The sequence below is a fragment of the Chryseobacterium sp. Chry.R1 genome (assembly GCF_039645525.1).
Classification (GTDB): domain Bacteria; phylum Bacteroidota; class Bacteroidia; order Flavobacteriales; family Weeksellaceae; genus Chryseobacterium; species Chryseobacterium proteolyticum.
The window spans coordinates 933,881-958,495 of record NZ_CP151793.1; the positions used below are offsets into that span (position 1 = coordinate 933,881).

General features: G+C 36.2%; 26 protein-coding genes. 13 read left to right on the forward strand and 13 right to left on the reverse strand.

The features are described 5' to 3' along the window. The first annotated feature begins 28 nt into the window (after positions 1–28). Both dprA and gdhA read left to right on the forward strand, forming a co-directional pair. On the forward strand, positions 29–1,138 hold the full coding sequence (dprA, locus tag AAEU33_RS04325) for a DNA-processing protein DprA (RefSeq protein ID WP_345991035.1): 1,110 nt from the start codon (positions 29–31) through the stop codon (positions 1,136–1,138). Between the two features lie 190 nt (positions 1,139–1,328). After that, the gene (gdhA, locus tag AAEU33_RS04330; RefSeq protein WP_172281957.1) at positions 1,329–2,687 is read left to right on the forward strand and encodes an NADP-specific glutamate dehydrogenase; all 1,359 of its coding nucleotides are present in this window, start codon (positions 1,329–1,331) and stop codon (positions 2,685–2,687) included. Positions 2,688–2,941: 254 nt separating this feature from the next. Here the strand turns inward: gdhA and AAEU33_RS04335 are convergent, their stop codons facing one another. The 4 genes from AAEU33_RS04335 to AAEU33_RS04350 form a co-directional block, all read right to left on the reverse strand. Then, the gene (locus AAEU33_RS04335) at positions 2,942–3,262 is read right to left on the reverse strand and encodes a hypothetical protein (RefSeq protein ID WP_345991036.1); all 321 of its coding nucleotides are present in this window, start codon (positions 3,260–3,262) and stop codon (positions 2,942–2,944) included. Positions 3,263–3,381: 119 nt separating this feature from the next. Further along, the gene (locus AAEU33_RS04340; RefSeq protein WP_306613311.1) at positions 3,382–3,870 is read right to left on the reverse strand and encodes a YkgJ family cysteine cluster protein; all 489 of its coding nucleotides are present in this window, start codon (positions 3,868–3,870) and stop codon (positions 3,382–3,384) included. Further along, entirely contained in the window at positions 3,870–4,838 is a 969-nt protein-coding gene (locus AAEU33_RS04345) for an ion channel (RefSeq protein WP_345991037.1), read from the reverse strand. The genes AAEU33_RS04340 and AAEU33_RS04345 overlap by 1 nt, the downstream gene beginning before the upstream one ends. A 128-nt stretch (positions 4,839–4,966) precedes the next feature. Beyond that, entirely contained in the window at positions 4,967–5,956 is a 990-nt protein-coding gene (locus AAEU33_RS04350; RefSeq protein ID WP_345991038.1) for a hypothetical protein, read from the reverse strand. Positions 5,957–6,148: 192 nt separating this feature from the next. On the opposite strand from AAEU33_RS04350, the gene AAEU33_RS04355 reads away from it, so the two are divergent. Continuing rightward, on the forward strand, positions 6,149–6,532 hold the full coding sequence (locus AAEU33_RS04355) for a group III truncated hemoglobin (protein WP_306613306.1): 384 nt from the start codon (positions 6,149–6,151) through the stop codon (positions 6,530–6,532). Here the strand turns inward: AAEU33_RS04355 and AAEU33_RS04360 are convergent. From AAEU33_RS04360 to hflX, 6 genes are all read right to left on the reverse strand, one after another. After that, on the reverse strand, positions 6,529–7,599 hold the full coding sequence (locus AAEU33_RS04360) for an ionic transporter y4hA (RefSeq protein WP_273650345.1): 1,071 nt from the start codon (positions 7,597–7,599) through the stop codon (positions 6,529–6,531). The two genes, AAEU33_RS04355 and AAEU33_RS04360, sit on opposite strands and share 4 nt — an antisense overlap. Positions 7,600–7,664: 65 nt before the next feature. Next, positions 7,665–7,994, reverse strand: a complete 330-nt coding sequence (locus AAEU33_RS04365) for a DUF6122 family protein (protein ID WP_345991039.1) — start codon at positions 7,992–7,994, stop codon at positions 7,665–7,667. Beyond that, positions 7,994–8,713: a DNA alkylation repair protein gene (locus AAEU33_RS04370; RefSeq protein WP_345991040.1), complete on the reverse strand. Its 720-nt coding sequence runs from the start codon at positions 8,711–8,713 to the stop codon at positions 7,994–7,996. The genes AAEU33_RS04365 and AAEU33_RS04370 overlap by 1 nt, the downstream gene beginning before the upstream one ends. Positions 8,714–8,726: 13 nt before the next feature. Further along, positions 8,727–10,013: a sodium:proton antiporter gene (locus AAEU33_RS04375; RefSeq protein ID WP_172281941.1), complete on the reverse strand. Its 1,287-nt coding sequence runs from the start codon at positions 10,011–10,013 to the stop codon at positions 8,727–8,729. 15 nt (positions 10,014–10,028) lie between these two features. Continuing rightward, positions 10,029–10,658: a DUF4919 domain-containing protein gene (locus AAEU33_RS04380; protein WP_345991041.1), complete on the reverse strand. Its 630-nt coding sequence runs from the start codon at positions 10,656–10,658 to the stop codon at positions 10,029–10,031. Then, on the reverse strand, positions 10,658–11,884 hold the full coding sequence (gene hflX, locus AAEU33_RS04385; protein WP_172281937.1) for a GTPase HflX: 1,227 nt from the start codon (positions 11,882–11,884) through the stop codon (positions 10,658–10,660). Before hflX ends, AAEU33_RS04380 begins: the two co-directional genes overlap by 1 nt. A gap of 288 nt (positions 11,885–12,172) precedes the next feature. Here hflX and AAEU33_RS04390 point away from each other — a divergent pair, with 288 nt between their 5' ends. The 5 genes from AAEU33_RS04390 (at position 12,173) to AAEU33_RS04410 (ending at position 17,690) form a co-directional block, all read left to right on the forward strand. Then, positions 12,173–13,213 carry an MsnO8 family LLM class oxidoreductase gene (locus AAEU33_RS04390; protein WP_345991042.1) on the forward strand — a complete coding sequence of 347 codons (1,041 nt, stop codon included), beginning with the start codon at positions 12,173–12,175 and terminating at the stop codon, positions 13,211–13,213. 163 nt (positions 13,214–13,376) lie between these two features. Continuing rightward, positions 13,377–14,090: a LytTR family DNA-binding domain-containing protein gene (locus AAEU33_RS04395; protein ID WP_345991043.1), complete on the forward strand. Its 714-nt coding sequence runs from the start codon at positions 13,377–13,379 to the stop codon at positions 14,088–14,090. Positions 14,091–14,241: 151 nt separating this feature from the next. Next, entirely contained in the window at positions 14,242–14,721 is a 480-nt protein-coding gene (locus AAEU33_RS04400; protein WP_172281931.1) for a T9SS type A sorting domain-containing protein, read from the forward strand. Positions 14,722–14,726: 5 nt separating this feature from the next. Then, on the forward strand, positions 14,727–17,273 hold the full coding sequence (locus AAEU33_RS04405; RefSeq protein ID WP_345991044.1) for a collagen-like protein: 2,547 nt from the start codon (positions 14,727–14,729) through the stop codon (positions 17,271–17,273). Between the two features lie 6 nt (positions 17,274–17,279). Beyond that, positions 17,280–17,690: a hypothetical protein gene (locus AAEU33_RS04410; protein WP_345991045.1), complete on the forward strand. Its 411-nt coding sequence runs from the start codon at positions 17,280–17,282 to the stop codon at positions 17,688–17,690. Between the two features lie 65 nt (positions 17,691–17,755). Here AAEU33_RS04410 and AAEU33_RS04415 read toward each other — a convergent pair whose 3' ends face one another. Then, complete coding sequence (locus tag AAEU33_RS04415) at positions 17,756–18,190, reverse strand: META domain-containing protein (RefSeq protein ID WP_345991046.1); 435 nt, start codon at positions 18,188–18,190, stop codon at positions 17,756–17,758. A gap of 85 nt (positions 18,191–18,275) precedes the next feature. On the opposite strand from AAEU33_RS04415, the gene AAEU33_RS04420 reads away from it, so the two are divergent. The 4 genes from AAEU33_RS04420 to AAEU33_RS04435 all read left to right on the forward strand — a co-directional run bounded on the left by AAEU33_RS04420 (position 18,276) and on the right by AAEU33_RS04435 (position 21,902). Further along, entirely contained in the window at positions 18,276–20,483 is a 2,208-nt protein-coding gene (locus tag AAEU33_RS04420) for a S46 family peptidase (RefSeq protein WP_345991047.1), read from the forward strand. 439 nt (positions 20,484–20,922) lie between these two features. Next, entirely contained in the window at positions 20,923–21,180 is a 258-nt protein-coding gene (locus AAEU33_RS04425) for a hypothetical protein (RefSeq protein WP_345991048.1), read from the forward strand. Further along, positions 21,119–21,652: a hypothetical protein gene (locus AAEU33_RS04430; protein WP_273650332.1), complete on the forward strand. Its 534-nt coding sequence runs from the start codon at positions 21,119–21,121 to the stop codon at positions 21,650–21,652. The genes AAEU33_RS04425 and AAEU33_RS04430 overlap by 62 nt, the downstream gene beginning before the upstream one ends. Continuing rightward, positions 21,645–21,902 carry a hypothetical protein gene (locus AAEU33_RS04435; RefSeq protein WP_172281918.1) on the forward strand — a complete coding sequence of 86 codons (258 nt, stop codon included), beginning with the start codon at positions 21,645–21,647 and terminating at the stop codon, positions 21,900–21,902. The genes AAEU33_RS04430 and AAEU33_RS04435 overlap by 8 nt, the downstream gene beginning before the upstream one ends. Before the next feature lies 1 nt (position 21,903). Here the strand turns inward: AAEU33_RS04435 and AAEU33_RS04440 are convergent, their stop codons facing one another. Beyond that, on the reverse strand, positions 21,904–22,395 hold the full coding sequence (locus tag AAEU33_RS04440; protein WP_345991049.1) for a hypothetical protein: 492 nt from the start codon (positions 22,393–22,395) through the stop codon (positions 21,904–21,906). Positions 22,396–22,472: 77 nt separating this feature from the next. Between AAEU33_RS04440 and AAEU33_RS04445 the strand changes: the two genes are divergently transcribed. Further along, positions 22,473–22,946: a DUF6876 family protein gene (locus AAEU33_RS04445; RefSeq protein WP_345991050.1), complete on the forward strand. Its 474-nt coding sequence runs from the start codon at positions 22,473–22,475 to the stop codon at positions 22,944–22,946. Between the two features lie 80 nt (positions 22,947–23,026). On the opposite strand, the gene AAEU33_RS04450 is transcribed toward AAEU33_RS04445, so the two are convergent. Continuing rightward, positions 23,027–24,562 carry a YifB family Mg chelatase-like AAA ATPase gene (locus AAEU33_RS04450; RefSeq protein WP_345991051.1) on the reverse strand — a complete coding sequence of 512 codons (1,536 nt, stop codon included), beginning with the start codon at positions 24,560–24,562 and terminating at the stop codon, positions 23,027–23,029. Between the last annotated feature and the right edge of the window lie 53 nt (positions 24,563–24,615).

The following is a 24,615-nucleotide window of genomic DNA, read 5'->3' on the forward strand; positions in this document are numbered from 1 at the left end:
ATTCGTTACATTTGGATAAAAAGCACACATGATATCCGAAGAACATCTTTATTCAATCGCATTACGCGAATGTAACCTCATTGGTGACATTAACCTTTCTAAACTCACAAAAGCATTCGGGAGCGCTAAAAATGCCTGGGAACAAGCCAAAAAAGAATATAAAAAGCTGGATGGATTCGGTCACAAAATCGTATCAGATATTGGCAATTTGTCTCATTTACATTTCGCAGAAAAAGAATTAAAATTTTGCGAGCGTAACGGTATTCAGATCAGGTTAAAACATCTGAAAGAACTTCCTTATTTACTCCATGAATGTGAAGACGCTCCTGCTATTTTATACCAAAAAGGAACCTACAATGAAAACTTACAACCATTAAGTATTGTGGGTACACGTACTATCACATCATATGGAAAACAATTTATAAGTGACTTTTTTCATGAAGCTCAATCCTGCAATTTTGTTTCCGTCAGTGGCCTGGCTTTGGGAGCAGATAAGGAAGTTCATGAACAGTCTCTGCATCATAAAATCCCTACGATTGGTGTTCTAGCCCATGGCTTCCATACTTTATATCCGTCCAAAAATAAGAAACTGGCTGACAGAATAATTAATGAAGGAGGGGCTCTTTTTACAGAATTTAATTCTTCCAGGAAACCCGACAGAGAAAATTTCATCCAGAGAAACAGGATTATTGCGGGTTTGTCTCCTGCTACAATTGTGGTAGAAACCGCTTTTGGTGGAGGATCTGTAAGTACAGCAACTTTTGCAAACGGCTACAACAGGGATGTTTTTGCTCTCCCGGGAAAAGTCACGGATCAACATAGCCAAGGTTGCAATCAGCTCATTTCTCAAAATAAAGCAGCAATAATTTCTACAATAAAAGACCTTATTTATACCCTTGGTTTTAACAGGCCCAAGGAAAAAATGGAAGAACTTTTTCCTTATTCTTCCACAAGCATACAACTAACTGATAATCAAAATATAATCTATAAATTTATTCTAAAGAATCCACAAATAAATTTAGATGATCTAGCCCAGCAAATTACGCTTCCGACACATAAAATTTTGCCCATAATTTTGGAATTAGAGCTTTTAGGGAAAGTGAAATCACTTTCCGGGAGACAATTTGTGGCAATTTGAAATTTAACTATTTCTTAATATTGCATTATTTCACAAATAACATTTAATTTTTAATAAAATTTAACTGCTAATTATTAATTTAATAATATTTTCCCTCATAATTATTAAATTTTCAATAATCATCAATTAAGGTGTTGTGAATCTTGAAAAAAAAATTAAATTTGTTGGCAATAATATTCAACCTTAATATATGGAACAATATAATATTGACCAGAAAATCCAGGAGTTTATTGCAAAAATTGAGGCAAAAAACCCTAACGAGCCAGAATTTTTACAAGCCGTAAAAGAAGTTGCAGTTACTGTTATCCCATTTATCGCTACAAAGAAGGAATATACAGGAATGAAGCTTCTAGAAAGAATGGCTGAAGCTGAAAGAATTATTATTTTCAGAGTTCCATGGGTTGATGACAAAGGAGAGATCCAGGTAAACAGAGGTTTCAGAATTCAGATGAACTCTGCAATCGGACCATACAAAGGAGGAATTCGTTTCCATCCGACAGTAAATTTATCTGTTCTTAAGTTTTTAGCTTTTGAACAAGTTTTCAAAAACTCATTAACTACTCTTCCAATGGGAGGTGGTAAAGGAGGTTCTGACTTTGATCCACAAGGAAAATCAGATATGGAAGTAATGCGTTTCTGCCAGGCTTTCATGACTGAATTATGCAAGCATATTGGTCCTGAAACTGACGTTCCAGCCGGAGATATTGGGGTAGGATCAAGAGAAATCGGATACCTTTTCGGACAATATAAGAAGATCAGAAATGAATTTACCGGTGTTCTTACTGGTAAAGGACTTGCTTATGGAGGTTCATTGATTCGTCCTGAAGCTACGGGATATGGTGTTGTGTATTTTGCTGAGCAAATGCTGAAAACCATTGGCCAAACTTTTAAAGACAAAATAGTTTCTGTTTCAGGTTTTGGTAATGTAGCGTGGGGAGTAATTAAAAAAGTATCTGAATTAGGAGGAAAAGTGGTTACCATTTCAGGTCCTGACGGATACATTTATGATAAAGACGGTATTGAAGGAGATAAAATCGATTACTTATTGGAATTGAGAGCTTCCGGTAATAACAGAGCTGAGGATTATGCTAAAAAATATCCATCTGCTGTATTCCATGCAGGGAAACGTCCTTGGGAAGTGAAGTGTGATGTGGCAATTCCTTCTGCAACCCAAAACGAATTGGATTTCGAAGATGCTAAAATATTGGTTGAAAACGGAGTTTTATGTGTAACTGAAGCTGCTAATATGCCTTCAACATTAGAAGCCATCAACTATTTCTTAGATAGCAAAGTATTATTCTCTCCTGGAAAAGCATCTAACGCCGGTGGTGTAGCTACTTCAGGATTAGAAATGACTCAAAACTCAATTCGTTTGAACTGGACTTCTGAAGAAGTAGATGCAAGATTAAAGGAAATCATGATTGGAATCCATAAAGCTTGTAGAGACTACGGAAAAGAGGAAGACGGCTATGTAAACTATGTAAAAGGGGCAAATATTGCCGGCTTTGTGAAGGTTGCAGAAGCAATGTTAGCTCAAGGAGTTGTGTAAGATAAAAATATAAAGGTTGGGAATCTTCCCGGCCTTTTTTCTTATAGCCTGTTCCCGGGGATAATGGGAAAAAAGTAAAAAGTGAAAGGAGAAAGCATTGATATATTCAATGCTTTTTTTATGTAAAAAACATACAAGATAAGTGCATCTCCCATCATCATTTGGTAGGGAATAATATGCTCCCAGACATTTTATGCTCAAAAAAAATCCTGAAATACATAATTTCAGGATCTTCATTTCAACTTTTTAACAATTTATTTCGACTTTTTCTTCTTAGCCTTCTTCTCTTCTTTAGTCGCTTCAGAAGGTTTTGTTGCCTCAACAGCAGTTTCAGTACTAACACTTGTTGTTCCATCAATCATTTTAGTTGGGTTGGCCGAAGTATCAACAGTAGTGGTTGTACCTGTACTTAATGTTTGATTCGGTGTAGTCGTATTGGAATTAGACTGCATCGTTTGTGGAGTTGTCTGGGTTGTAGTCTGATTAGGATCAACCTTCTTCTGTGTCTCAGTCTGGGCTGATACAGCAATCATTCCTACTAAAGAAAATGCTGCTGTGAAAATTAACTTTTTCATATTCTAATATTTTAAATGGGTGTTTAGTATTTCTAGAACGCCATTTATTTTATTAAATTATATGTAAAGGTCTTATTTAACGTACTTTATATTATTTTAAGATGAATTTTGATTATAAGTTATTTTCCTAATTTTTTCATAATCCTCTCTACAAATTCAAACGCAGCCGGACAAATAACAGTATTTTTTACCATTAACGAATTAATCTGATAAATCTTCTTTCTATCCGTATGAGGATATTCCCTACAGGCTTTAGGTCTCACTTCATATATCGAGCACGTATTATCATCATTTAGAAAAAAGCAGGGTAAGTTTTGAAGCACCTTATCATTATCCTCATCTATCCTCAGGAATTTTGATTCAAAATCTGCAGGCTTCATTCGAAGATGCTTAGCAATGCGCTCAATATCCTTCTCTGTATATAAAGGCCCGGTAGTTTTACAGCAATTTGCACATTGAAGACAATCCACTTTCTCAAATACTTCTTCATGGGTTTCCTGAACAACATAATCAAGATTTTTGGGCGGCTTTTTCTTTAATCCGTCCAAAAATTTCTTATGCTCCTTTTGCTTTTGTAAAGCTTGTTTTCTGTATAATTCTATATCCATTACCCCTTTTCGCTAAAAACAGGAAGATCTGCTTTTTGGTGTTCATTAATCTTATCCAGATCCAGAATTGTCGACTGATTATCTTTATTCGGATAATACATTGGGACAAACTTGGCTCCATAAATAATTTCCCCAGTCACATAAGACGACCTTTGAACCACAGTATTGGAAAATACCTCATCAAAAGCGCGAACCTGAACAATAATCTCTATATCAATATTCTTAAAATCTTCCTCAGAAAAGCCATAAAACGGTGAGTTTTCATCAATCTTATGAACAACAGTCCAGTTAAGTGCCAATGTATTAATTTTACCCAGCTGGGTATCCAACCGGTAAAAATTACTTTTAGGAACTCCATCTTCAATAACTTCAATAGCTCCCGAAACAATAACCTCTGCATCTGTAAGCGCATTATTTTTATAAGGCGCTAGCCTGAACATTAAAGCAGATGTATCTCTAAAAGGAGCAATCACTGCAATATCAGAAAACCTTAAGTAAGCTCTGGGCCGTGAAAATCTTCCATAAAAAAGTCCTGTTGCAATAGCAAAGGTAAGCAATCCTAAAAAAGCTTCAAAAGTAGCCACCAGACTCGCCAGAAAACCAACCGGTGCAATTCTTCCATATCCTACTGTCGTAAATGTTTGCGAACTGAAAAAAAACACATCAATAAATTCATTGAGGGGATTACTTTTATCAATTCCTGTAAGATGCTGTACTCCGATCAGATAATAAACCAATGCAAAAATAAGATTGACCACCACATAAGAAATTACCAGATACGAAAGAAAACGAAATGTGGATAAATTAAGCATCGTATGATACCAACTTAGCCGATTAAAAACATTGACTCCTGCTCGCTGAACATTCGGAAAACCATCCTTATTGATAAATCTCCCTGAGGCATTGTTACCAAAACCACTGTTCTCCGTATTTGTCTGACGGATTTTTTTTCTGAATCCCCGGGTCATTCTTACACTTTTTTTAATTATTTTAAAGAGCAAAGTTAAGCATAGAATAACTCATTTTTTTAACATTTTTAATAAAAAACAGGAACTCTACAGCTCCTGTCTATTATTATATATTATTTTAGATCGATCTATATTTTTTGGGCCGGTGATTCAAGAACAGTTACACTTACATTACTCACCGACTTTACAATACCCGATTCTCCATGTATGCTTGAAATAAAGTTAGGAAAATCTTCCACGGGAAAAGCCCAGTAGTAATGTCCGTTTGTAGGGTTGGGAAAATTGGCTAGCAAAGTTCCGGTTAACTTCATTGGCACAGAATACTCCACCGAAGATCCTTTCAACTTTGTCAGAACAGAAATTATTTTTTTGGAATGAGCTGGTACAATAGCTTTATATGTACTTGTTTCTGTAATTTCTTCCGAGCTCTCAGTTCCATCTGTAGTATCGCCTCCCACAACAACTTTTGTACTGGCAGATGCTTTGGCAACTAACGGAACATCTATGGATACCGAAGCTCCTACTTCAAATGATCCTGAAACCGTACGTTTCCATGAGGTTGAATACCCTTTTTTATAAGAATAGGTAACTGTAATCTCACTTTCCCGGTCACCATTATTAATAGCTTCCGTCGTATAAGAATCATCAGGTAGATCTACTCCGTCTGTCTTTATTTTTACATCAGGGGTTCCTAAAACAATAGATACATCCGGACTTGCTGCTGTATTTCGCATATCGCCATCAACGGATAGATCCGGATTAAAAATAATTCCGTCAGGAACTTGTCCTGAATAAGCGAAAATATTTTTGAGCCTTGTTTTTTCACCTGAAAAATTGATATCATATCCCATATCCTTCAAGTGATTTGCTTTAAAGGGTATCTTGCTTTTTTCATCAGATATACCACGTATCACATTCGTGTTGCCCGGCAACTTAAATTCATCTACAATCTTCCAGTCCTTCTGAAGCATTTCTGCCTCATTCATTGAAGTTCTTTTTAAATCAGTATAACTTGTGTTTTCTGTATCATCACCAATAGAACTGACTTCATCCCTTGAACAAGAAACAGAAATCCCCAATAACATAATTACTAAAACAGAATTGATTTTTTTACTCATCTTTATTATTTTTTAGTGTTTAATTATTAAATTTACAAAAACTGCTCTGTTTAGTAGCTTATTTTTGCGAATTAAACAATTTTAACACTTATAAATATTTTATTAATTGCAGTTGTGACTGATAACTAGCAGGTAATGAGATTGATCAATTTTCAAGTCCCTTTTTTACCTGATTTACACTAAATTTGAATTATGAAAAAGTTGGAATCAAGAGAAGATATAGAACACCTTGTTAATTCATTTTATGGAAAAGTAGTTAAAGACGAAACCATTGGGTTCTTTTTTAATGACATTGCAAAGGTAAACTGGGATAACCACCTTCCTAAAATGTATTCTTTCTGGGAAACGATTCTTTTTGGCCAGATGAGCTACAAAGGAAATCCAATGGCCGTTCACTTTCCCATCAACGAACTTCATGCAATGGAAAAAAAACACTTCGATCAGTGGCTCTTTCTTTGGAAAAGCACAATAGAAGAGCTTTTCATCGGTGAAAGTGCGGACATGGCCATCTACAAATCTGAAAACATCGCAAAACTTATGTCCTATAAAATGGAGATGGCGAGAAAATTAAATTAAGGAACGATTACAGTAAAAATATAAGCCGCCAGGTTTACCAATAAAACAGTTCCGTATAAAATATTGGTTTTCCCTCTGCTTAATGAGAGCATAACGATAAATACCGATAAAGAAAGCAAAATAATGTCCTTTCTATCCAGTCCTAATACAAAAGGTATGTCATACATGATACAAACTATAGACACAGCAGGAATGGTTAATCCAATACTTGCCAGCGCAGAACCTAATGCGAGATTAACGCTTGATTGTATCTGATTATTCCTGGCTGCCCTGATCGCCGCAACTCCTTCCGGAAGCAAAACCACAGCTGCAATAATCACTCCAACCAAAGATTTTGGCGCTCCAACACTCTGAACCATATTTTCGATGGTCGCAGAAAGCCCTTTCGCCATTAAGACAACAATAATCAGACAGATAACAAGAAATATAAAACTGATAAGAGTCGCTATTTTTGAAGGGATGTAATGTGAATCCGGGTCATCTGATGTAATAATGAAATAGTTCCTGTGCCTCACTGTCTGAACCATAAGAAATACACCATAAATAACAAGACAGGCAATTGAAACAAAGATCAGTTGGGCCGTATTGTAAAAAGGTCCGTTTACACTTGAAGTAAAGTTGGGAAGAATAAGAGTAAGCGCCAATATAGACACAATACTTACCAGATAGGTTGTAGCAGAAGTTCTCGCAAAAAATTGCTCATAATACTTTACTCCACCTACTAAAATACATATCCCCAATATTCCGTTCAGAATAATCATTACAGCCGCAAAAACAGTATCCCTTGCCAGCGTTACCGCCTGATCTCCTCCTGCTATCATTAAAGAAATAATTAACGCCACTTCAATAATGGTAATACAAAGAGCAAGAATAATTGTCCCGAATGGCTCTCCTACTTTATGGGCCACCACTTCCGCATGATGAACAGCCGAAAGCACACTTCCGGTAAGTAAAATTCCTGCTATTATTTCAAAGATGACACCGTTTGCCATCAGACCAGAAAAGTAATATCCCACGGCTAAAACCGGGAAAATAAAGGTATAATGTAAAAGTTCTTTTAATTTCATAAGTGTTTACAAAATACAAAAAATCAATGAAGATTAAAATATTAAGAGAAAAGATTAATGATATTTTAATGACACCAAAGATTGAAATCCTGATAATCAGTTAGCATATGCAATAAAAGTCCGATGCCAACAATTCTTATATTTCCTTTAAAAAAAAGCAGCAAAAAGTACACCGCAATTGCATAGTAAGAATGTAAAAAATGGAATCCTATACTGTTTCTGTCAGGATCAAATATGGGATTAGCAAACAGATGATCTAAATCGACCAACATAGTAGCTAAGAGGATCAGGTAAGTTCTTTTCCATTGATCCCTATAAAATATATACGCTATAAAAACCGGAAATACAAGATGTAAAAAATAATGTGTCCCCGTTTTCCAAAATAAACAATCCATCAGATCCTTCCTTTTAAATAATCCTGTCGTAGCTCCTCATCCAGTTTTTCAATAGCATACCTCAGGCAGGTCCTGGGCATTTCCTTATAGTATTTATTGAGATAGGCAATTAATTCTCCTTCATTTTTATTTCCCATCTCCCTTAATAACCAGCCATTTGCTTTATGCATAAGATCATGCGTATGACTCAGATTCGTCGTTACAAATTCCTTTGTCAGATGAAAAAATCCTTTTTTAATGTAATGCATTGTTCCAACTACGGCAATTCTTTTATGCCACATTTCATCAGAATAAGAAAGATCCCTTAAAAGGTGTTCTTGTTGATTTTCAAAAGCATACCTCCCTAATATTTTATAGCAACTTGAATCCACCAAGTCCCAATTATTAATATATGGCAGATTTTTAAGATAAAAATCTACAATTTCTTTTTTCTCCTCTGCCACCTTTGTTTTTTCAAATTTACTGATCAGCATAAATAATGCAGTCAACCGATATTCGTGAAAACCGGATGCAAGCAAAACACTGAGCTCCTTCAAAGAGATTCTGGAATAGTATTCTTTCGCTACAATTCTCTGATCAGGAACTTTTACACCTAAAAAAATATCTCCTTCACCATATTCCCCCTTTCCTGTCTTAAAAAATTTCGGGAAGAATTCCGCTTTTTCGGGAATTGATAAAACAGCAAGAGCTTCCTGTATTTCTTTGATTACGTTACTCATAACAATCAATCAATTAAACATCTTTATCTAAAGCAATGCTTCCCTGTTCCAATTCTTCTTTTGCAATCTTTTTAGGATTCGCAACTTTAGCAATGGTAAGCCCCTGTACTACAATAGAAAATACTACCACACAATAAGTAATACTTAAAATAATATTGCTATACTCACTTTTAGGAATAGACATTGCCAGGGCAATAGAAACCCCGCCACGAATTCCACCCCAAAACAGCACTTTTATCGTTTGGGGACTAAACCTTGTCCGGAAAGACATAAATTTTGTAGGTCCCCATATTGAAATAAATCTTGCTACCAACACAACAATAATTGCAATAATACCTGGAATAATAAAGTGATTCAGATCTTTGATCATGAGCAGTTCAAAACCTATAAATAAGAAAAGTACAGCGTTCAATATTTCATCAATTAATTCCCAGAATTTGATAAGATAATCCTGAGTAATTGATTTCATTTTGAATCTTACGTTAAAATTCCCCATAAATAATCCGGCAGCAACCATGGTAAGAGGCCCTGAAATATGCATCTGTCTTGCGATGAGGTATCCGCCCATGACCACAGAAAGGGTAACCAAAACTGAAATAATATAATCATCAACCTCACGCATTAACCTTGAAGTAATCCAACCTAACAAAACACCCAATAACAATCCCCCTCCAGCTTCTTTAAGCAGTAACAGTCCAATACTTTCCACTCCTAAATCTACTTCTTTCCCGACAGCTAGCTGCAGTACTACGGTAAAAACAACAACCGCCATACCATCATTGAAAAGAGATTCTCCCGCAACCTTAGTCTCTAAAGATTTAGAAACTTTTGCCTGCTTTAAGACACTCAGAACAGCCACGGGATCAGTAGGAGATATCAGAGCACCAAAAACAAGACAATAGATAAAAGGAAGTTTGATCCCCACTAAAGGCAACAGGTAAAACATTCCGAATCCTACTATAAAAGTAGAAATGACAACCCCTGCCGTGGAGAAAATGAGAACGGGCCTGAATTGTTCTTTAAGGTCATTAATATTAATATGAATTCCTCCTGCAAATAATAGAAAATTAAGCATTGCTCCCATTAACACTTCTGTGAAGTCTATGCTGTTCATCAATTTATGAAGATGTCCAAAAGTTCTTGGCAATACGGTTTCACCAAATAAAACCAGGAAAATTGAAACCACAATGGCAATTACCATGATCCCGATAGTACTGGGAAGTTTGAGAAATCTGTAATTAAGATATGCGAATATGGATGCTAAAACTATTAACGCTGAAAATGAATAATATAATTCCACTAAGTTATTTTTTAATTAAAAGTCCAAATAAAGGACTTTGATATATATTTTGTTATTTTCTTTTTCCCATAAGTCAACAATGCCTTCTTTTACTGTTTTTGAACTTTTTGTATAGCCTTCTCCGATATTGAGAATATTCAGGAAAATATATTCGTCCCCCACAGAATTGACCTGATAGGCCGTCTTTTCGGTCTTTCCATCTCCCGAATTTTTGATTGCGTCGGCAAGTAATCGAAGCTGTGCGAGATGATGAGTAAAATTACTTACATCTTTTTTAGAATCATAAGCACGCAGCAAAATCAGCAGTACGTCCATATTCGTTGGATCCTTACCATACAAAATCTTACCCAATCTTATGCAATCATCGAAATTATTATTCTTAAATGCTTCAGCCAGACTTTTAAAATCATTATCTGAAGTATTTAATTTATTTGATTCGAAATTTCTACCGTAGTACAAATACTGAGCTTCTATACTATCCAGTGACTTTGGAATCCCTTTGTACTTGAAAATCAGCTTATCATAATTATAAAGTGATTCGGGATTTTTAAGGTTTTTCTCTATACTTTTAAAATCGATTTTCGATTTTTGACCGAAGCCCAAAACCGAAATATTCAGCAGCAAAAGGAAAATGTAATATTTCATTAATTGTTGTTTTCATCTTCCTCGTCGTTATCGAAATACTCAAACAGGAAGTCATTATATGGAAATCTTGAAATATGGATTTTCATGACTTCATCATAGATCAATTTCTTCATCTCCGGAAAATTCTCTTTTGTCAAAGCCGAAATAAATACCGTTGGATATTTAGATTTTGCCATCCAGGTCTTTTTCCATTCTTCAAGGGAAACATTCTTTCTTGTTGAAGGCGTCAGATCATCTTCATCCTTCTTCTCATAGCTAAAATCATCAATCTTATTGAAAACCATAATCATAGGCTTCTGATGAGCATTAATTTCCATCAAAACATGATTAACGGATTCTATATGATCTTCAAAACTTTCATGAGAAATATCTACGACATGGATCAGCAAATCAGCTTCCCGCACCTCATCCAAAGTCGATTTAAAGGATTCAACCAACTGGGTCGGTAATTTTCTGATAAATCCTACAGTATCGGTAAGTAAAAACGGAAGGTTCCCGATAACCACTTTTCTGACAGTGGTATCTAATGTTGCAAATAGTTTATTTTCTGCAAAAACTTCAGATTTTGAAAGTGAATTCATCAAAGTAGATTTACCTACATTCGTATACCCCACCAACGCAGCCCGAACAACTTTCCCACGATTATTACGCTGAGTAGCCATCTGCTTGTCTATCGTCTTTAGCTTATCTTTCAGTAAAGTGATTCTGTCACGGATAATACGACGGTCAGTTTCAATTTCAGTTTCACCCGGACCTCTCATTCCAATCCCTCCTTTCTGACGTTCCAAGTGGGTCCACATCCTCGTTAATCGAGGTAAGAGATATTGGTACTGTGCCAGTTCCACCTGGGTTCTAGCGTAAGAAGTTTGTGCTCGTTGTGCAAAAATATCGAGAATAAGATTGGTTCGGTCCAGAATCTTCACCTCCATTTCTCTTTCCAGGTTTTTAAGCTGGGATGGTGAGAGTTCATCATCGAAAATTACTGTTCCTATCTCGTTTTCTTTTACATATTCTTTTATTTCAAGTGCCTTTCCACTTCCAATGAAGGTTTTGGAGTCCGGCTGAGTTAATTTTTGAGTGAAGCGCTTTTGTACCGTTGCTCCTGCTGTGAAAGCTAAAAATTCTAATTCATCCATATACTCAATCAGCTTTTCTTCATCCTGATTTTGAGTAATAACACCTACTAAAACAGCTTTCTCGTAATTATGTTCTTTCTTTTCTAGCATTAAGTTCTATCTATGTTTGTGAGTTTTACAAGATACCCTTTTTAGGGATAAAAAGCAAAACGATTTTTAAGACAATCTAAAATTTTAATGTTAATTTAAGCTTTAAATACTATTAATTTGCGGAAAAATAATAATCAACAAATGCTTTTTTATTACTTTCAAACATTAAACCTTACAAATCCATTAAAACAAAAATAGTACCTGAATGACCGTTTAGAGTATCATTCTGATCATAAAACGATTTTTCATTATATTGAGTCTTCAATTTCAGCTTTAAAACAATATTGTATGGCCAGCCAATCAGAAAAAGATTTTACAAAAAAAACAATGAAATTGAGCATCCTGGACCAATCTCCTGTTGTAATGGGAGAGCATACACAGGATACCCTTCATAACAGCATTGAACTGGCCCAATGGGCAGAGCATCTTGGTTATGAAAGCATTTTATTCTCCGAACATCATGGAGTTCCTGGTTACGCAAGCTCAAGCCCCGAAATATTAGCCGCCGTTATTTTAGGCAAAACACAAAAAATAAAAGTTGGAACAGCCGGCATCATGCTCAGAAATTATTCTGCATATAAAATTTCTGAGATCACAAAATTACTAGCTTCAATTTTTCCCGGACGTTTTGTACTGGGATTAGGAAAAGCACCGGGTGGTCTTAAAATATCTTCACTGGCCCTGAACGGCGATAAACTTCCAACAATAAGTAATATCAGCGAAAAACTCCGAGATATCGCAGCCTATATTTCAGATGATACAAGTATTACGCAAGAGCGTTATGGTGATCTGATTGCTCAGCCTCAAAACCTTCAACATATGCCAGAAGTATGGTGGCTGGGCTCCGGGAATAATTCGGCAAAGGAAGCTGCAAAAAACGGATTAGGATATTCCATCTCTCATTTTTTGATGGACAACAAGCAAAATGAAAGCACGGAAATCTATAGAAATGAATTTAAGCGTGGTAATCTGAGCGAAATACCTCATTTACAAATTGCCGTTTCAGTTTCAGTCGCTGAAAATTACGACACCGCAAAAAGAAATGCCTTATCCATGGCTTACCAGTTTCTTGAAGCACGCAGAGGCCTAGCTCCCTCCCCATTATTACATCCGGATGATATAGAAGAAAAAATGTTAAGTCCTACAGAAAATGATGATTTGAAAAAAATTCTGAAGAATATAATTATTGCCACTCCTGACACAATTCATAAACATCTCTTTGAAATTACAACATTTTACCAAACCAATAATCTGATTATCCTAAGCAATATTTACGATAAAGAATCCCGTTTCAAAAATTTTGAATGGATTAGCAATTGTGATGTATAAAGCCACCACCGTTCACCATTTTGTGATTATTATTTCAAATCACCCATTTTAATATTAAAATAAACATAAAACATTAAAAACCAAAATAATTTTAATAACTTTATAATGAGATTTTTGTTTTATTTACATTGATCTACAAAAACTAATTAACATCCGGAGAATCATGATTGCCAATATTAAATGTATGATTATTGATGATGATGGACTGGACAGGCTGGTTCTTCAACACCATATCAATCAGTATGATAATATAGAAATTGTTGCATCTTTTGATTCAGCCGAAAAAGCAATTCCATACCTTGATCTACCAGTAGACGTCCTGTTTATTGAAACCAAACTCCCCGGAATGAACGGAATTGAATTCTGTAAATTAGCCTATAAAATCCCTATTTGTATTTTCATGAGTTCCCACTGTGAGTTTGCTGCCGAGGCTTTCGAACTGGATATACTCGACTTTATTAAAAAACCTTTAAAAACCGATCGTATTCATCATTCGTTACAAAAACTTTTGGATTTTCTTGAAATGAAGGAAAAGAGTGAATGTCTTGATATTTTACTTGGTGAAAATACGATTAAAATCAAAGAAGGGAGTACAATTCTACAAATCAAAATAACAGACATTCTTTATCTGGAGGCATTAAAAGATTATACCAGAATTGTAACTTCTGAAAAAAAACACTGTATTCTTGATTCCCTTGGAAATCTTCTTCATCAAAACCACTTCGATTCTTTTGTAAGAATACACCGCAGCTATGCCGTTCCAAAATATCTTATCCGAAGTAAAACTTCTCACGAAGTGGAACTTACCCATAAGATTAAGCTTCCCATAGGAAGAAGTTATAAAGACAATCTGGCATTTTTCAACATGCCCAATTAAAGAATTCCTCTAATTTCTTTTCCGGATTGTCATTTGTCGATTTTTCGTGTCGTTTATCTATTTTCCCAATATCTGCATCCGGGATGTGGTAATTTAGTCTTCTGAAATTCATTAACCCGAATTTATAAACTACTAACCAAAAAAAACTCACATGAAAAGAACATTTATTTCCGGCTTCCTTTTCATATTGTTTATTGTAACCGGACAGCTTAAAGCTCAATCAGCTGTTTTAACTACAGGAACAACTGTCTCAGGAGGTAATGGCTCTATTTCTTATAGTGTCGGCCAGGTCACTTATCTCTCTAAGGGAAGCGGATTCCAGGTTATGGAAGGAGTACAGCAAGCTTTTGAAATTACGACCCTTGGCACCCATGAAACGTCATCTGCAGAGGATGGTATTTTACTCTATCCTAATCCCTTTAGAGATTATCTCTATCTGGATTTTACAGTAAACAGCTATAAGAACTCAGATTATCAATTATTCGATGCACAAGGTAAGTTGATCAGGAGTGAAAAAATTATGCAGACAAAATCTGAATTTAATTTTTCTTCTCTTCCATCTGCCATGTACATTATAAGAATTAATCAGGATGGTAAAAACATTAAAACATTCAAAATCATAAAAAAATAACTACCATGAAAAAAAATCTACTCATACTAGGGCTTATACTGGGCTGTTTTTTAGCCTTTGGACAAGTACCTGAAAAAATGAGCTATCAGGCCGTTATCCGAAATCTTTCGGGACAACTGATCATCAACCAGAGTATTGCAGTAAAAGTAAGTGTTCTTCAAGGCTCAGCCGCAGGCCCAGTGGTATACTCAGAAAGGTTGACCGGAAATACCAATGCCAATGGTTTAATCAGCCTTGAAATAGGTACAGGAACTGTTCTTACTGGGACATTTGCCGCGATTAACTGGACCACTGGAAATTATTATTTGAAAACAGAAACAGATCCGTCAGGTGGAACCAGCTATACGATATCAGGCACCAGCCAACTTCTCAGCGTTCCTTATGCAATGTACGCAAAATCTGCTGGAGGCGGTGGCGGAAGCTTTACCCTTCCATATTCAGCTAACGTAAATAACACAGCCAGTCTTTTTGCTTTAACCAATGATGGTGATGGAGCAGCCATTGAAGGCACCAACAATACAACAACTTCAAGTATCGCTTCAATAAGGGGTGTTGTAACCAGTACTTCTGCCGGTGGATTTTCTTCGGGAGTCCGGGGAATCAATAATGGCACAGGAGGATTAGGAGTGGGGGTCTGGGGCAGTCAGAACGGAAGCGGATGGGGAGTATATGGAGTTACCCCTAATGGACTGGGTGTTTATGGAAATGCATCGGGAAATGGATACGGTGTATATGCAAACAGCAACGCAGGAACAGGACTTGCCGCAATAAGTACAAACGGAGTTGCTGCTAATATTTCAATAACTAATAATTCCAATGCCAACAGCGCAATTATTGCCTCAACCGCGGGTAACGGAACGGTGGTCAATATTTCTACGACAGGAACCGGTGCGGGATTGAGAAGTACTTCAGGAGCTGGTTTTGCCCTACATGGGATTACAAGCCAAGTATCCTCTGCAGGTGTTGTAGGTGATAACAACGGCAACGGAGAAGCCGTGGTCGGAAGAACAACAAGTGATATAGCTGGTGCTGTAGTCGGAAGAAATGATGGTGGAGGATATGGCGTGAGGGGGTTTATTGCAACAAATAGTACCGGAACAGCGATAGGTGTTTTAGGCCAGGTTGGACTCAACAACAGTAAAGGTAGAGCTGGCCGATTCGAAAATTTCAATCAAACCAATGAAAATAATACGCTTGAAATCGAAACCAACGGAAATGGAAATATTCCTGATAACACACAAGGAAATGCTTCTTCATTCCTCGTTAACAATACCAATAGTGTCGCCGCTGCCGTAAGAGGTGAAGTAAAAACCATATTCGGCAATTTTGGAGCTGCCGGTGTTTTTGGAATATCCTCAGGGACCGGAGGTTTCGCAGGCTTATTCCATGCTTCTAATACGGCCGGGAACGGTCCGGCCCTGGTGGCACTCACCGATGGAAATGGAAATGCAATCACTGCCAATGCAGGCAAAAACGGTAATGGTGTGGAAACAAATATTGATGGAAGTGGAAATGCCTTATACGCATGGGTCCCATCTTTTGCAACCGGGCGTGCCGGTAGATTTGAAATTTTCAATGAAGATAATGATACCGAAGTAATCTCTGTGAAAACTGTTGGTAATGGTACTGCAGGAAACTTCAAGGTGGATCGCACAACCGGTACCTCACCGGCAGTAAAAGGTGAAGTGAATTCCATTTTTGCTAATTTCGGTACTGCGGGCATTTTTGGTCTTTCATCAGGAACCGGTGGCTATGGAGGCTTATTCTATTCATCAAATGCCAGTGGAAATGGGCCGGCTGTATTAGCCCTTACGGAAGGGAATGGAAACGGGATTACCGCCAATGCCGGTGGTAGCGGTGATGGTATAGAAGCATCATGCGACGGAACAGGTAATGCGATCTCAGGTTTTATTCCCAATTTTGGAACAGGTAAGGCCGGTAGATTTGCTAATTTTAATAATGCCAACGGACAACCTGTTGTACACATAACCACTACTGGTACCGGCTCCACACTTCTTGTCAATCATCAGGGCCCATCTGGTAATATTTCTGTCTATCAAAGTGCATCAGTTAATGTAGCCCGGATCAATAAAGCAGGAAGAGGTTTTTTTAATGGCGGAACACAAAACAGCGGTGCAGACGTTGCAGAAGCATTTGATGTGGAAGGAAATGTTTCTGAATATGAGCCCGGCGACATTTTAGTTATTTCAACAGACTCTGACAGAACGATAGAAAAGTCCTCAAAGCCCTACTCTACACTTGTAGCAGGAGTTTATGCAACCAAACCCGGGGTTTTATTGACTGAAGAAAATATCGATGCAGATCTGTCCGGAAAAGTTCCCATGGGAGTTATCGGAGTGATCCCAACAAAAGTTTGTCTTGAAGGAGGAAAAATTAAAAGAGGAGACCTTTTAGTAACCTCTTCAAAACCAGGAGTTGCCATGAAAGCAAATCTCAAAAAAGTCAGAATTGGACAGGTAATCGGAAAAGCTCTCCAGGATTACAATCAGAATGAAACGGCAAAAATTAAAGTACTAGTAAACATTAAATAAAAAATTATGAAATCATTATATATCATCGCATTATTATTATCAGGACTAAGTATATATGCCCAGGAAAATAAAACTTCTGAGCCGCAGGATCAGGCCCTTATTTTAAAAAATGCAAAGGAACAGGAAGCTAAGCTCATTAAAGATTATGAGCAGTATAATAAAAACAATCCTCCACACAGCGGGCTGGTATCAGATTATGGACTTGAAGTTAAAAAACAAAATCTAAAACCTAAAAACACATCGGACAATTCAGGAAAATTACTTCCCAATACAGCTAGTTTTGATGAGGTCTTAGCAACAATTCCCAATCGGCGTTCACGTAAAGCAAGTCAACCTATTAATAAGAAAATAACCGTTACGGGACTTTCTAATACGGCAACACTTGAAGAAATAAAAAAAACTATTCCTAGAAACTAATAACCGAAAGAAGTCCGCTACTTAGCGGACTTCTTTTATCTGTACATTTTTCAAAAAAATTACTGTTAATCCCAATCTGAAGCAACAAACTTCATCACTATCCCTTTATCATCATACAAAGAAAGAAAATGACCCTCCACTGAATACCGCGTAATCCTTTCAAAGCTATTAACAAACGCTCGCTCAAGTTTCATATTCTGACAAGCCATCATTGTACTTCCAACTCCGGAAATCTTCATTTTCCCATTTTTTCTGAACTCTCCGGTAAAAAACATTTTATTACACCCCATGAATGCCCCTCCACGAATCTTTTCTCCTTCCATTGCTCCTGTAAGATTAATTCCCGCACGGCTTTTAACCATTTCTTCTTTATCAAATTTCCCAAAAGATATAAGCATCCATTCTCTTTGAATTGATGGGTTTTTAACCGGAACTGATGAACAATTAATCATCATTCCTAAAAACAAAACTCCTAATAGACTTATAAATATTTTTTTCATGCAGCCTATCCTTCCATTTTCATACCAATCACGGCCGGAATATCGTAAAAATTAGTAAATTAGCGACACAAAATTATTTTATAAAATGAAAAGACTATTTCTACTATTCACTTTTTTATTGGGCTTTGCCCAGATGAGAGCGGATGAAGGTATGTGGCTGCTAATGCTCATTAAAAGATTAAATGGTGTTGATATGCAAAAAGAAGGTTTGCATTTAACTCCAGAAGAAATTTATTCCGTAAACAATTCTAGTTTAAAAGATGCTATTGTAAGTTTTGGAGGCTTCTGTACCGGTGAAATTGTTTCTGATAAAGGACTGATTTTCACAAACCACCACTGTGGTTATGGTGCTGTTGCAGCAGCTTCTACTCCGGAAAAAGACTATCTGAAGAATGGATTCTGGGCCATGAAGCAAAAAGACGAATTCAATGCTAAGAATCTATACGTTAGATTTTTAGTAAGAATGGATGATGCTTCGCAAAGAATCAATTCTAAACTAAATAACAAAATGACCGGTGAGGAAAGAAAAGCCATAATTGATGCTGAAACTAAAGCAATTCAGGCTGAGAATTCTGAAAACGGGAAGTATACAGTAGTAGTAAAAGATTTCTTCAATGGAAACGAGTTTTATTATTTCGTTTATCAGGATTATAAAGATATAAGATTGGTAGGTGCACCTCCTTCATCATTAGGTAAATTTGGAGGTGATACTGATAACTGGGAATGGCCTAGACACACAGCAGACTTTACGGTTTTCAGAGTGTATGCTGATGCAGCAGGAAACCCTGCTGAGTACTCTCCAAGCAATACCCCTTTAAAGCCTAAACATTTCCTACCGGTTTCTCTTAAAGGAATTAAGCCTGGAGATTTCTCTATGATCCTTGGTTACCCAGGCAGAACAAACCGTTATTTAACTTCTTATGGAATTCAGCAAATGGTAGATAAGGACTATCCGGCTTGGGTAGAAGCTTCTAAAGTAGCAATGGATGTAATGAAAAAGTACATGGATAAAGATAAAGCTACTCAGTTGAATTACGCTTCCCAGTATGCTTCGGTTGCTAATTACTGGAAAAACAGACAAGGAACTATCGATGCTGTTATCAAAAATGGGACAATCTCAGATAAACAAAAGATCGAAGCAACCTACAGACAGTGGTCTGCACAACCTGGAAATACAGAATATGATGGAGTTTTAGAAGATATTGAGGCCTACTACAAACAGGTTTCCGAGAGAAATGTTGAAAGAAATTATATGTCACAACTTTCCAGAAACTCAAAATATATCAGCGTTGCCTATCAATTAGGTTCTTTACTTAAGACCTATGCAGGACAAGATATGCAGGGAAGACTTGCCATGAAACCAAAAGTAGAAGCTGCGGTAAAATCAATTTATGATAATTTCAGTCCATCATTGGAAGGAGAAATGCTTGCTGCTATGATAAGCCTTTATCAGGCAAGAGTTAAAAATCCGGATGTGGCATCTGCAACTATATTAGGATTAAATGCTAAAACATTATCCAATACAGCCTATTCATCTATTTTTGCCAATAAAACCTCGGTAACTAACTTTATTTTAAATCCGGATGCATTAAAACTTGATTCAGATCCGCTTTGGAAAATAGCAAATAGCCTTGCTGAAGATCAAAAGATCGCAGTTGAAAAGTTTGTAAAAGTTGATGATTTCTTTGCTAAAAACAATCGCCTTTTCTTAGCAGGTTTAATGAAATCCATGCCTGAGAAAAAGTTCTATCCGGACGCTAACTCTACTATGAGGTTAACATATGGAACTGTTGACAAATTACCTATCAGAACAGACAGAAACTACTTTGGTGTTACAGATAACTATTATACTGACATGACCGGTTTGGTAGGAAAATACAAAAAAGGAGATGAAGAATTTGATCTTCCTCAAAGAGTAATCGATCTTTACAACATGAAGGACTTCGGTCAATATGCTGATGCTGCCGGTTATATGCCAGTTAATTTCCTTTCTAATAATGATATTACAGGTGGAAACTCCGGGTCTCCGGTAATCGATGGTGACGGTAACCTTATAGGGATCGCATTTGATGGAAACAGTGAAGCTTTAAGTGGTGATATTGTTTTTGAACAAGAATGGCAAAAAACAATCAACGTTGATGTACGTTTTGTTCTTTGGACTATCGATAAATATGCTGGTGCAAGAAGATTAATTGACGAGTTGAAGCTGGTTAGAAGTGAAAACACACCAGCTGATACTAAAACCCGTCCTGCAAAAGCTGAACATGTAAAATCTACCAAAAAGAATAAATAATCTTTTTTTTAAATTTTAAAAGCCGTGAGATTCTCTCACGGCTTTTTTTATACCGTTTAATGAAATAAATACGTGATTGAGTTACCTCTCTGCACCATAAAATTTTGTGATTTTTACGCCGTTTTATAGAATAAAGACAATACGAGATCGTTACAAATAAGATGACGGCGTTAAATTTTCAGCAACAATATGCATTGCTAAAAAAAGATTATTTAAGAAAAATAAAAACAGTTAATTTATTTTAAAATGAAAATTTTATTAAAAAATAGCAAAATGTAAATATTTATTTACTATTTTTGATTTCATTACGCAGTGATATAAGGTTTTTATAACAGAAAATTTTATTATTATTACACAATGAAAAGAATTAGTCTATTTTTTTTAAGCTAAATTTAAGTTTTAAGACTTATCTTTAAGTTGTTAAAAAAAATATATTGTTATGAACTTAAAATTAATTTTATCCGGGATCGCATTGCTGACCCTTTTGGTAGCATGTGATGACAGAAGTAATGAAGACGCTCCCGCTTTACAATCCGAAAGCACAAAAGCAGATTTAAAAGCGGCAAAAAATGTAAAAATCGTTAGCGATACCGTAACAAAACCAGTAGAAACACCAAATGAGCCAGATTCAAAAGATGGAACAAGCAACAGTACCGCCGACACAATCGACCCGACAAAGCCGGATAGGCCTAAGTAAGCTGATTATTCAGATTACGATGTCTGCATTCGTGTTGATTTCGGCGATCTTACCTTTTCTGAATAATATTGTGGGTTATTTTATTGATGTTAATGTCCAGCTGGCAAATAATGCCGGCGAAAGGCGTTTGGATTTAGATTCAGCAATCTATTTTCTATCAATCCCATCGTGCATAATCCTCCTTGCATTAGGAGGATTATTCAAAGCTCATAGATATACATTCTATGTGGTTTTTGTTTCCGGATATTTTCACTTAGCGACCTATATTAAGTTTATATTTTTCAATAAGAATATAATTTCCGGATATGCTGATATAGCGATTATCGCCATTATTGCTATAATTGTTTATCTTATCTATCGATTAGACAACTACTATAGAGAAATAAATGTTATTGATAAATTTAACAATAGTACCTTAGAAAGGTTTTCTTCCATATTATACAAACGTAACGATATCACAAAAAATGAGTAATCACAGAGAAAGTTTAAAAATTCTTGTTGCTCTTAGTGATAAACTTTGGGAGGACTACATTGCGGAAATTTTGTCCGAAGAGCAATATCTTGAGAAAATGCGATTGGTAAAAAAAGAGATCAATAATGGATTTATTGGTACAATGCAGGATTTGGAAGTCTTTACTAACGAACTCGGCTACCTCATTCTTAATACCCGAACTAAAACATTATTATCAGGATCTGAAAAAATCATCGTAAACAAGAACTAGATTACTTTGATCTTGATTCTTTTTCCTCGACCTGAGCTAAAATTCTTTCCAAATATTTGCTTTGCTTAGCGATAGAGGCTTCCAGTTTCTTTTCCATTTTCGATATCTGGTTCTGGATGAACAGCAAGCTTTTATCCTGTGTATTGTATTGGGCATAAATATTAGCTAATAGGTCACCTATATCTTCATTAAAATCTTTCCTCTTCAACATATGATCAGGTTGTAACTCTTGTTCTTCAACCTCATATACTTTCTCTGAACTACTTAAATCCAATATCCCTTCTCCCTTTATGAGCCAATGTAAGTGAGCATTCAGCTCCGGATACACCTCTAAAACTTTAACAACCTTATCAATACCAAGGTCACTTTTTAGTCCTGCTCCTTTGAAATTAGAAGCAGACATCCCTGTTTCCCTGTAAAAAGACTCCTTTTTAATGCTCTTTTCCTCCAAATAAAATAGGATTCTTTCTTTTATGGTTGTTATTTTGTCCATTTTATTTTATTTTGGTCTAAATTTTGACTATATTTGTGCAAAGATATAAAACAAAATTAAAATAAAATTCTAAAAACATGAAAAATTTCGTTGAACCATCACATGCTTACTACAAACATTTCGAAGCATCTGAATCTTTCCGTCAATTTAAACCTTCTTCCATAACAAAAACTAAAACCATGAACAACAAACACAATATTCGTCGAAACTCAGCGAATGAGTTATATAATGTTTATTCAGTTGCTCAGGATTTACACGACTATAAGGAGGAATACCAATTTACAGAAGGGATTAATGATATGATTAATTTTGAAGACTGTTTGTGGCTATTTGATCTTATACTGGATGAGCAGCCTCATTCCGATTCCGAAACTCAAATATGGACCTTAAAAAGAGTTCTTCCCCACTCCTTTACACTTACATGCAAAAATAAAGAAGGTCAAAAATTAGCCGAGATTAAGAATATTGAGGCAAGTTTTTATTTTGATGATCTTATTGTAATAAAAAAAGATAAATTATTCTGTTTACCGGTTGAAGAGAACATTTACTAAACATACAAATTTTGCCTATCAGTATGATGCATTTACAATATAAAAAAATGATGAAGGCTTTTACCCCATATAAGTCCACATCAAACATTCCAAAACTCCCGATCCAAACTTCTGTATTGTATGGCTTCAGAAATATGATGTGAGAAAATATTTTCAGATTCATCAAGATCTGCAATTGTGCGTGCAACCTTCAGAATTCTGTCATACGCTCTTGCAGACAGACCCAGCTTGTCCATCGCTTGTTTTATCAGAGCAAATGAAACCTCATCTAAAGCACAAAATTGCTCAATTTGTCGCGAGCCCATTTGCGCATTGTAACTAATTTCTAAATCTTGATATCTGGCCTGTTGGATTTCTCTGGCTTTCAGTACCCTTGCTCTGATCGTTTCACTTTTTTCACCCTTTCTCTTTTCAGTTAATTGCTCAAATTCAACTTTTTGGATTTCTATGTGGATATCAATACGATCTAAAAGAGGGCCTGATAATTTATTCATATAACGCTGCATTTCCGCAAGGGATGAAGTATTATTAGGATCATCCGGGAAGTATCCGCTAGGACTTGGATTCATCGATGCAATAAGCATAAAGCTCGAGGGATAGTTTACTGTAAACTTTGCCCTTGAAATGGTAACCTCACGATCTTCTAAGGGCTGTCGCATCACTTCAAGCACTGTTCTTTTGAACTCAGGCATTTCATCAAGGAATAAAACACCATTATGTGCGAGGGATATCTCTCCTGGCTGTGGATAGCTTCCCCCACCCACCAAAGCTACATCTGATATTGTATGATGAGGTGATCTGAATGGACGAATCGTCATTAAAGAGGTTTCAGCACCTATTTTCCCGGCAACAGAATGTATTTTTGTCGTTTCCAAAGCCTCCTTTAAGGTTAGTGGAGGTAAAATACTGGGAACTCTTTTTGCCAGCATTGTCTTTCCGCTTCCGGGTGGACCTATCAAAATTATATTATGCCCTCCTGCTGCGGCAACCTCCATTGCCCTCTTTGCCGTTTCCTGCCCTTTTACTTCTGAAAAATCAAAAGGAAACTGATTTACTTTTTCCTGGAATTCTTTTTTTATATCCAAAACAACCTTTTCAATGGGTATTCCTTCATTAAAAAAATCAATCACCTCTTTGATATTACTGACTCCATAAACATCAATTCCTTCCACCACAGCAGCTTCTCTGGTATTTTGCATGGGTAAAATAATCCCCTTAAAACCCTCCTCCTTCGCCTGGATTGCAATGGGTAAAATTCCTTTAATCGGCTGTAAGCTCCCATCCAATGAAAGTTCTCCCATAATGATATAGTTGTGGATATTTTCAGCAAGAATTTGGTCTGATGCAGCTAAAATCCCTATCGCAATACTTAAGTCATATGCGGAACCTTCTTTCCGAAGATCTGCGGGAGCCATATTAATTGTAATTTTTTTACCGGGAATTTTGAAACCGACATTTCTTAATGCTGCAGAAATCCTATAGCTGCTTTCTTTGATTGCATTGTCGGGGAGACCAACTAAATGATAGCCAACGCCACCTGTATCAATATTAACTTCAATAGTAATCGTTTGTGCTGCAACTCCATGAATTGCGCTTCCATAAATTTTGATCAGCATAAGTGTGTTTTAATGTAAATATATCATTTTTTATAAATGAATGAAATATTCAT

Excerpts from the sequence above, each read along its gene's own strand:
- dprA (WP_345991035.1), top strand. The coding sequence starts at position 29 with ATGATATCCGAAGAACATCTTTATTCAATCGCATTACGCGAATGTAAC.
- gdhA (WP_172281957.1), top strand. The coding sequence starts at position 1,329 with ATGGAACAATATAATATTGACCAGAAAATCCAGGAGTTTATTGCAAAA.
- AAEU33_RS04335 (WP_345991036.1), bottom strand. The coding sequence starts at position 3,262 with ATGAAAAAGTTAATTTTCACAGCAGCATTTTCTTTAGTAGGAATGATT.
- AAEU33_RS04340 (WP_306613311.1), bottom strand. The coding sequence starts at position 3,870 with ATGGATATAGAATTATACAGAAAACAAGCTTTACAAAAGCAAAAGGAG.
- AAEU33_RS04345 (WP_345991037.1), bottom strand. The coding sequence starts at position 4,838 with ATGACCCGGGGATTCAGAAAAAAAATCCGTCAGACAAATACGGAGAAC.
- AAEU33_RS04350 (WP_345991038.1), bottom strand. The coding sequence starts at position 5,956 with ATGAGTAAAAAAATCAATTCTGTTTTAGTAATTATGTTATTGGGGATT.
- AAEU33_RS04355 (WP_306613306.1), top strand. The coding sequence starts at position 6,149 with ATGAAAAAGTTGGAATCAAGAGAAGATATAGAACACCTTGTTAATTCA.
- AAEU33_RS04360 (WP_273650345.1), bottom strand. The coding sequence starts at position 7,599 with ATGAAATTAAAAGAACTTTTACATTATACCTTTATTTTCCCGGTTTTA.
- AAEU33_RS04365 (WP_345991039.1), bottom strand. The coding sequence starts at position 7,994 with ATGGATTGTTTATTTTGGAAAACGGGGACACATTATTTTTTACATCTT.
- AAEU33_RS04370 (WP_345991040.1), bottom strand. The coding sequence starts at position 8,713 with ATGAGTAACGTAATCAAAGAAATACAGGAAGCTCTTGCTGTTTTATCA.
- AAEU33_RS04380 (WP_345991041.1), bottom strand. The coding sequence starts at position 10,658 with ATGAAATATTACATTTTCCTTTTGCTGCTGAATATTTCGGTTTTGGGC.
- hflX (WP_172281937.1), bottom strand. The coding sequence starts at position 11,884 with ATGCTAGAAAAGAAAGAACATAATTACGAGAAAGCTGTTTTAGTAGGT.
- AAEU33_RS04390 (WP_345991042.1), top strand. The coding sequence starts at position 12,173 with ATGGCCAGCCAATCAGAAAAAGATTTTACAAAAAAAACAATGAAATTG.
- AAEU33_RS04395 (WP_345991043.1), top strand. The coding sequence starts at position 13,377 with ATGATTGCCAATATTAAATGTATGATTATTGATGATGATGGACTGGAC.
- AAEU33_RS04400 (WP_172281931.1), top strand. The coding sequence starts at position 14,242 with ATGAAAAGAACATTTATTTCCGGCTTCCTTTTCATATTGTTTATTGTA.
- AAEU33_RS04405 (WP_345991044.1), top strand. The coding sequence starts at position 14,727 with ATGAAAAAAAATCTACTCATACTAGGGCTTATACTGGGCTGTTTTTTA.
- AAEU33_RS04410 (WP_345991045.1), top strand. The coding sequence starts at position 17,280 with ATGAAATCATTATATATCATCGCATTATTATTATCAGGACTAAGTATA.
- AAEU33_RS04415 (WP_345991046.1), bottom strand. The coding sequence starts at position 18,190 with ATGAAAAAAATATTTATAAGTCTATTAGGAGTTTTGTTTTTAGGAATG.
- AAEU33_RS04420 (WP_345991047.1), top strand. The coding sequence starts at position 18,276 with ATGAAAAGACTATTTCTACTATTCACTTTTTTATTGGGCTTTGCCCAG.
- AAEU33_RS04425 (WP_345991048.1), top strand. The coding sequence starts at position 20,923 with ATGAACTTAAAATTAATTTTATCCGGGATCGCATTGCTGACCCTTTTG.
- AAEU33_RS04430 (WP_273650332.1), top strand. The coding sequence starts at position 21,119 with ATGGAACAAGCAACAGTACCGCCGACACAATCGACCCGACAAAGCCGG.
- AAEU33_RS04435 (WP_172281918.1), top strand. The coding sequence starts at position 21,645 with ATGAGTAATCACAGAGAAAGTTTAAAAATTCTTGTTGCTCTTAGTGAT.
- AAEU33_RS04440 (WP_345991049.1), bottom strand. The coding sequence starts at position 22,395 with ATGGACAAAATAACAACCATAAAAGAAAGAATCCTATTTTATTTGGAG.
- AAEU33_RS04445 (WP_345991050.1), top strand. The coding sequence starts at position 22,473 with ATGAAAAATTTCGTTGAACCATCACATGCTTACTACAAACATTTCGAA.
- AAEU33_RS04450 (WP_345991051.1), bottom strand. The coding sequence starts at position 24,562 with ATGCTGATCAAAATTTATGGAAGCGCAATTCATGGAGTTGCAGCACAA.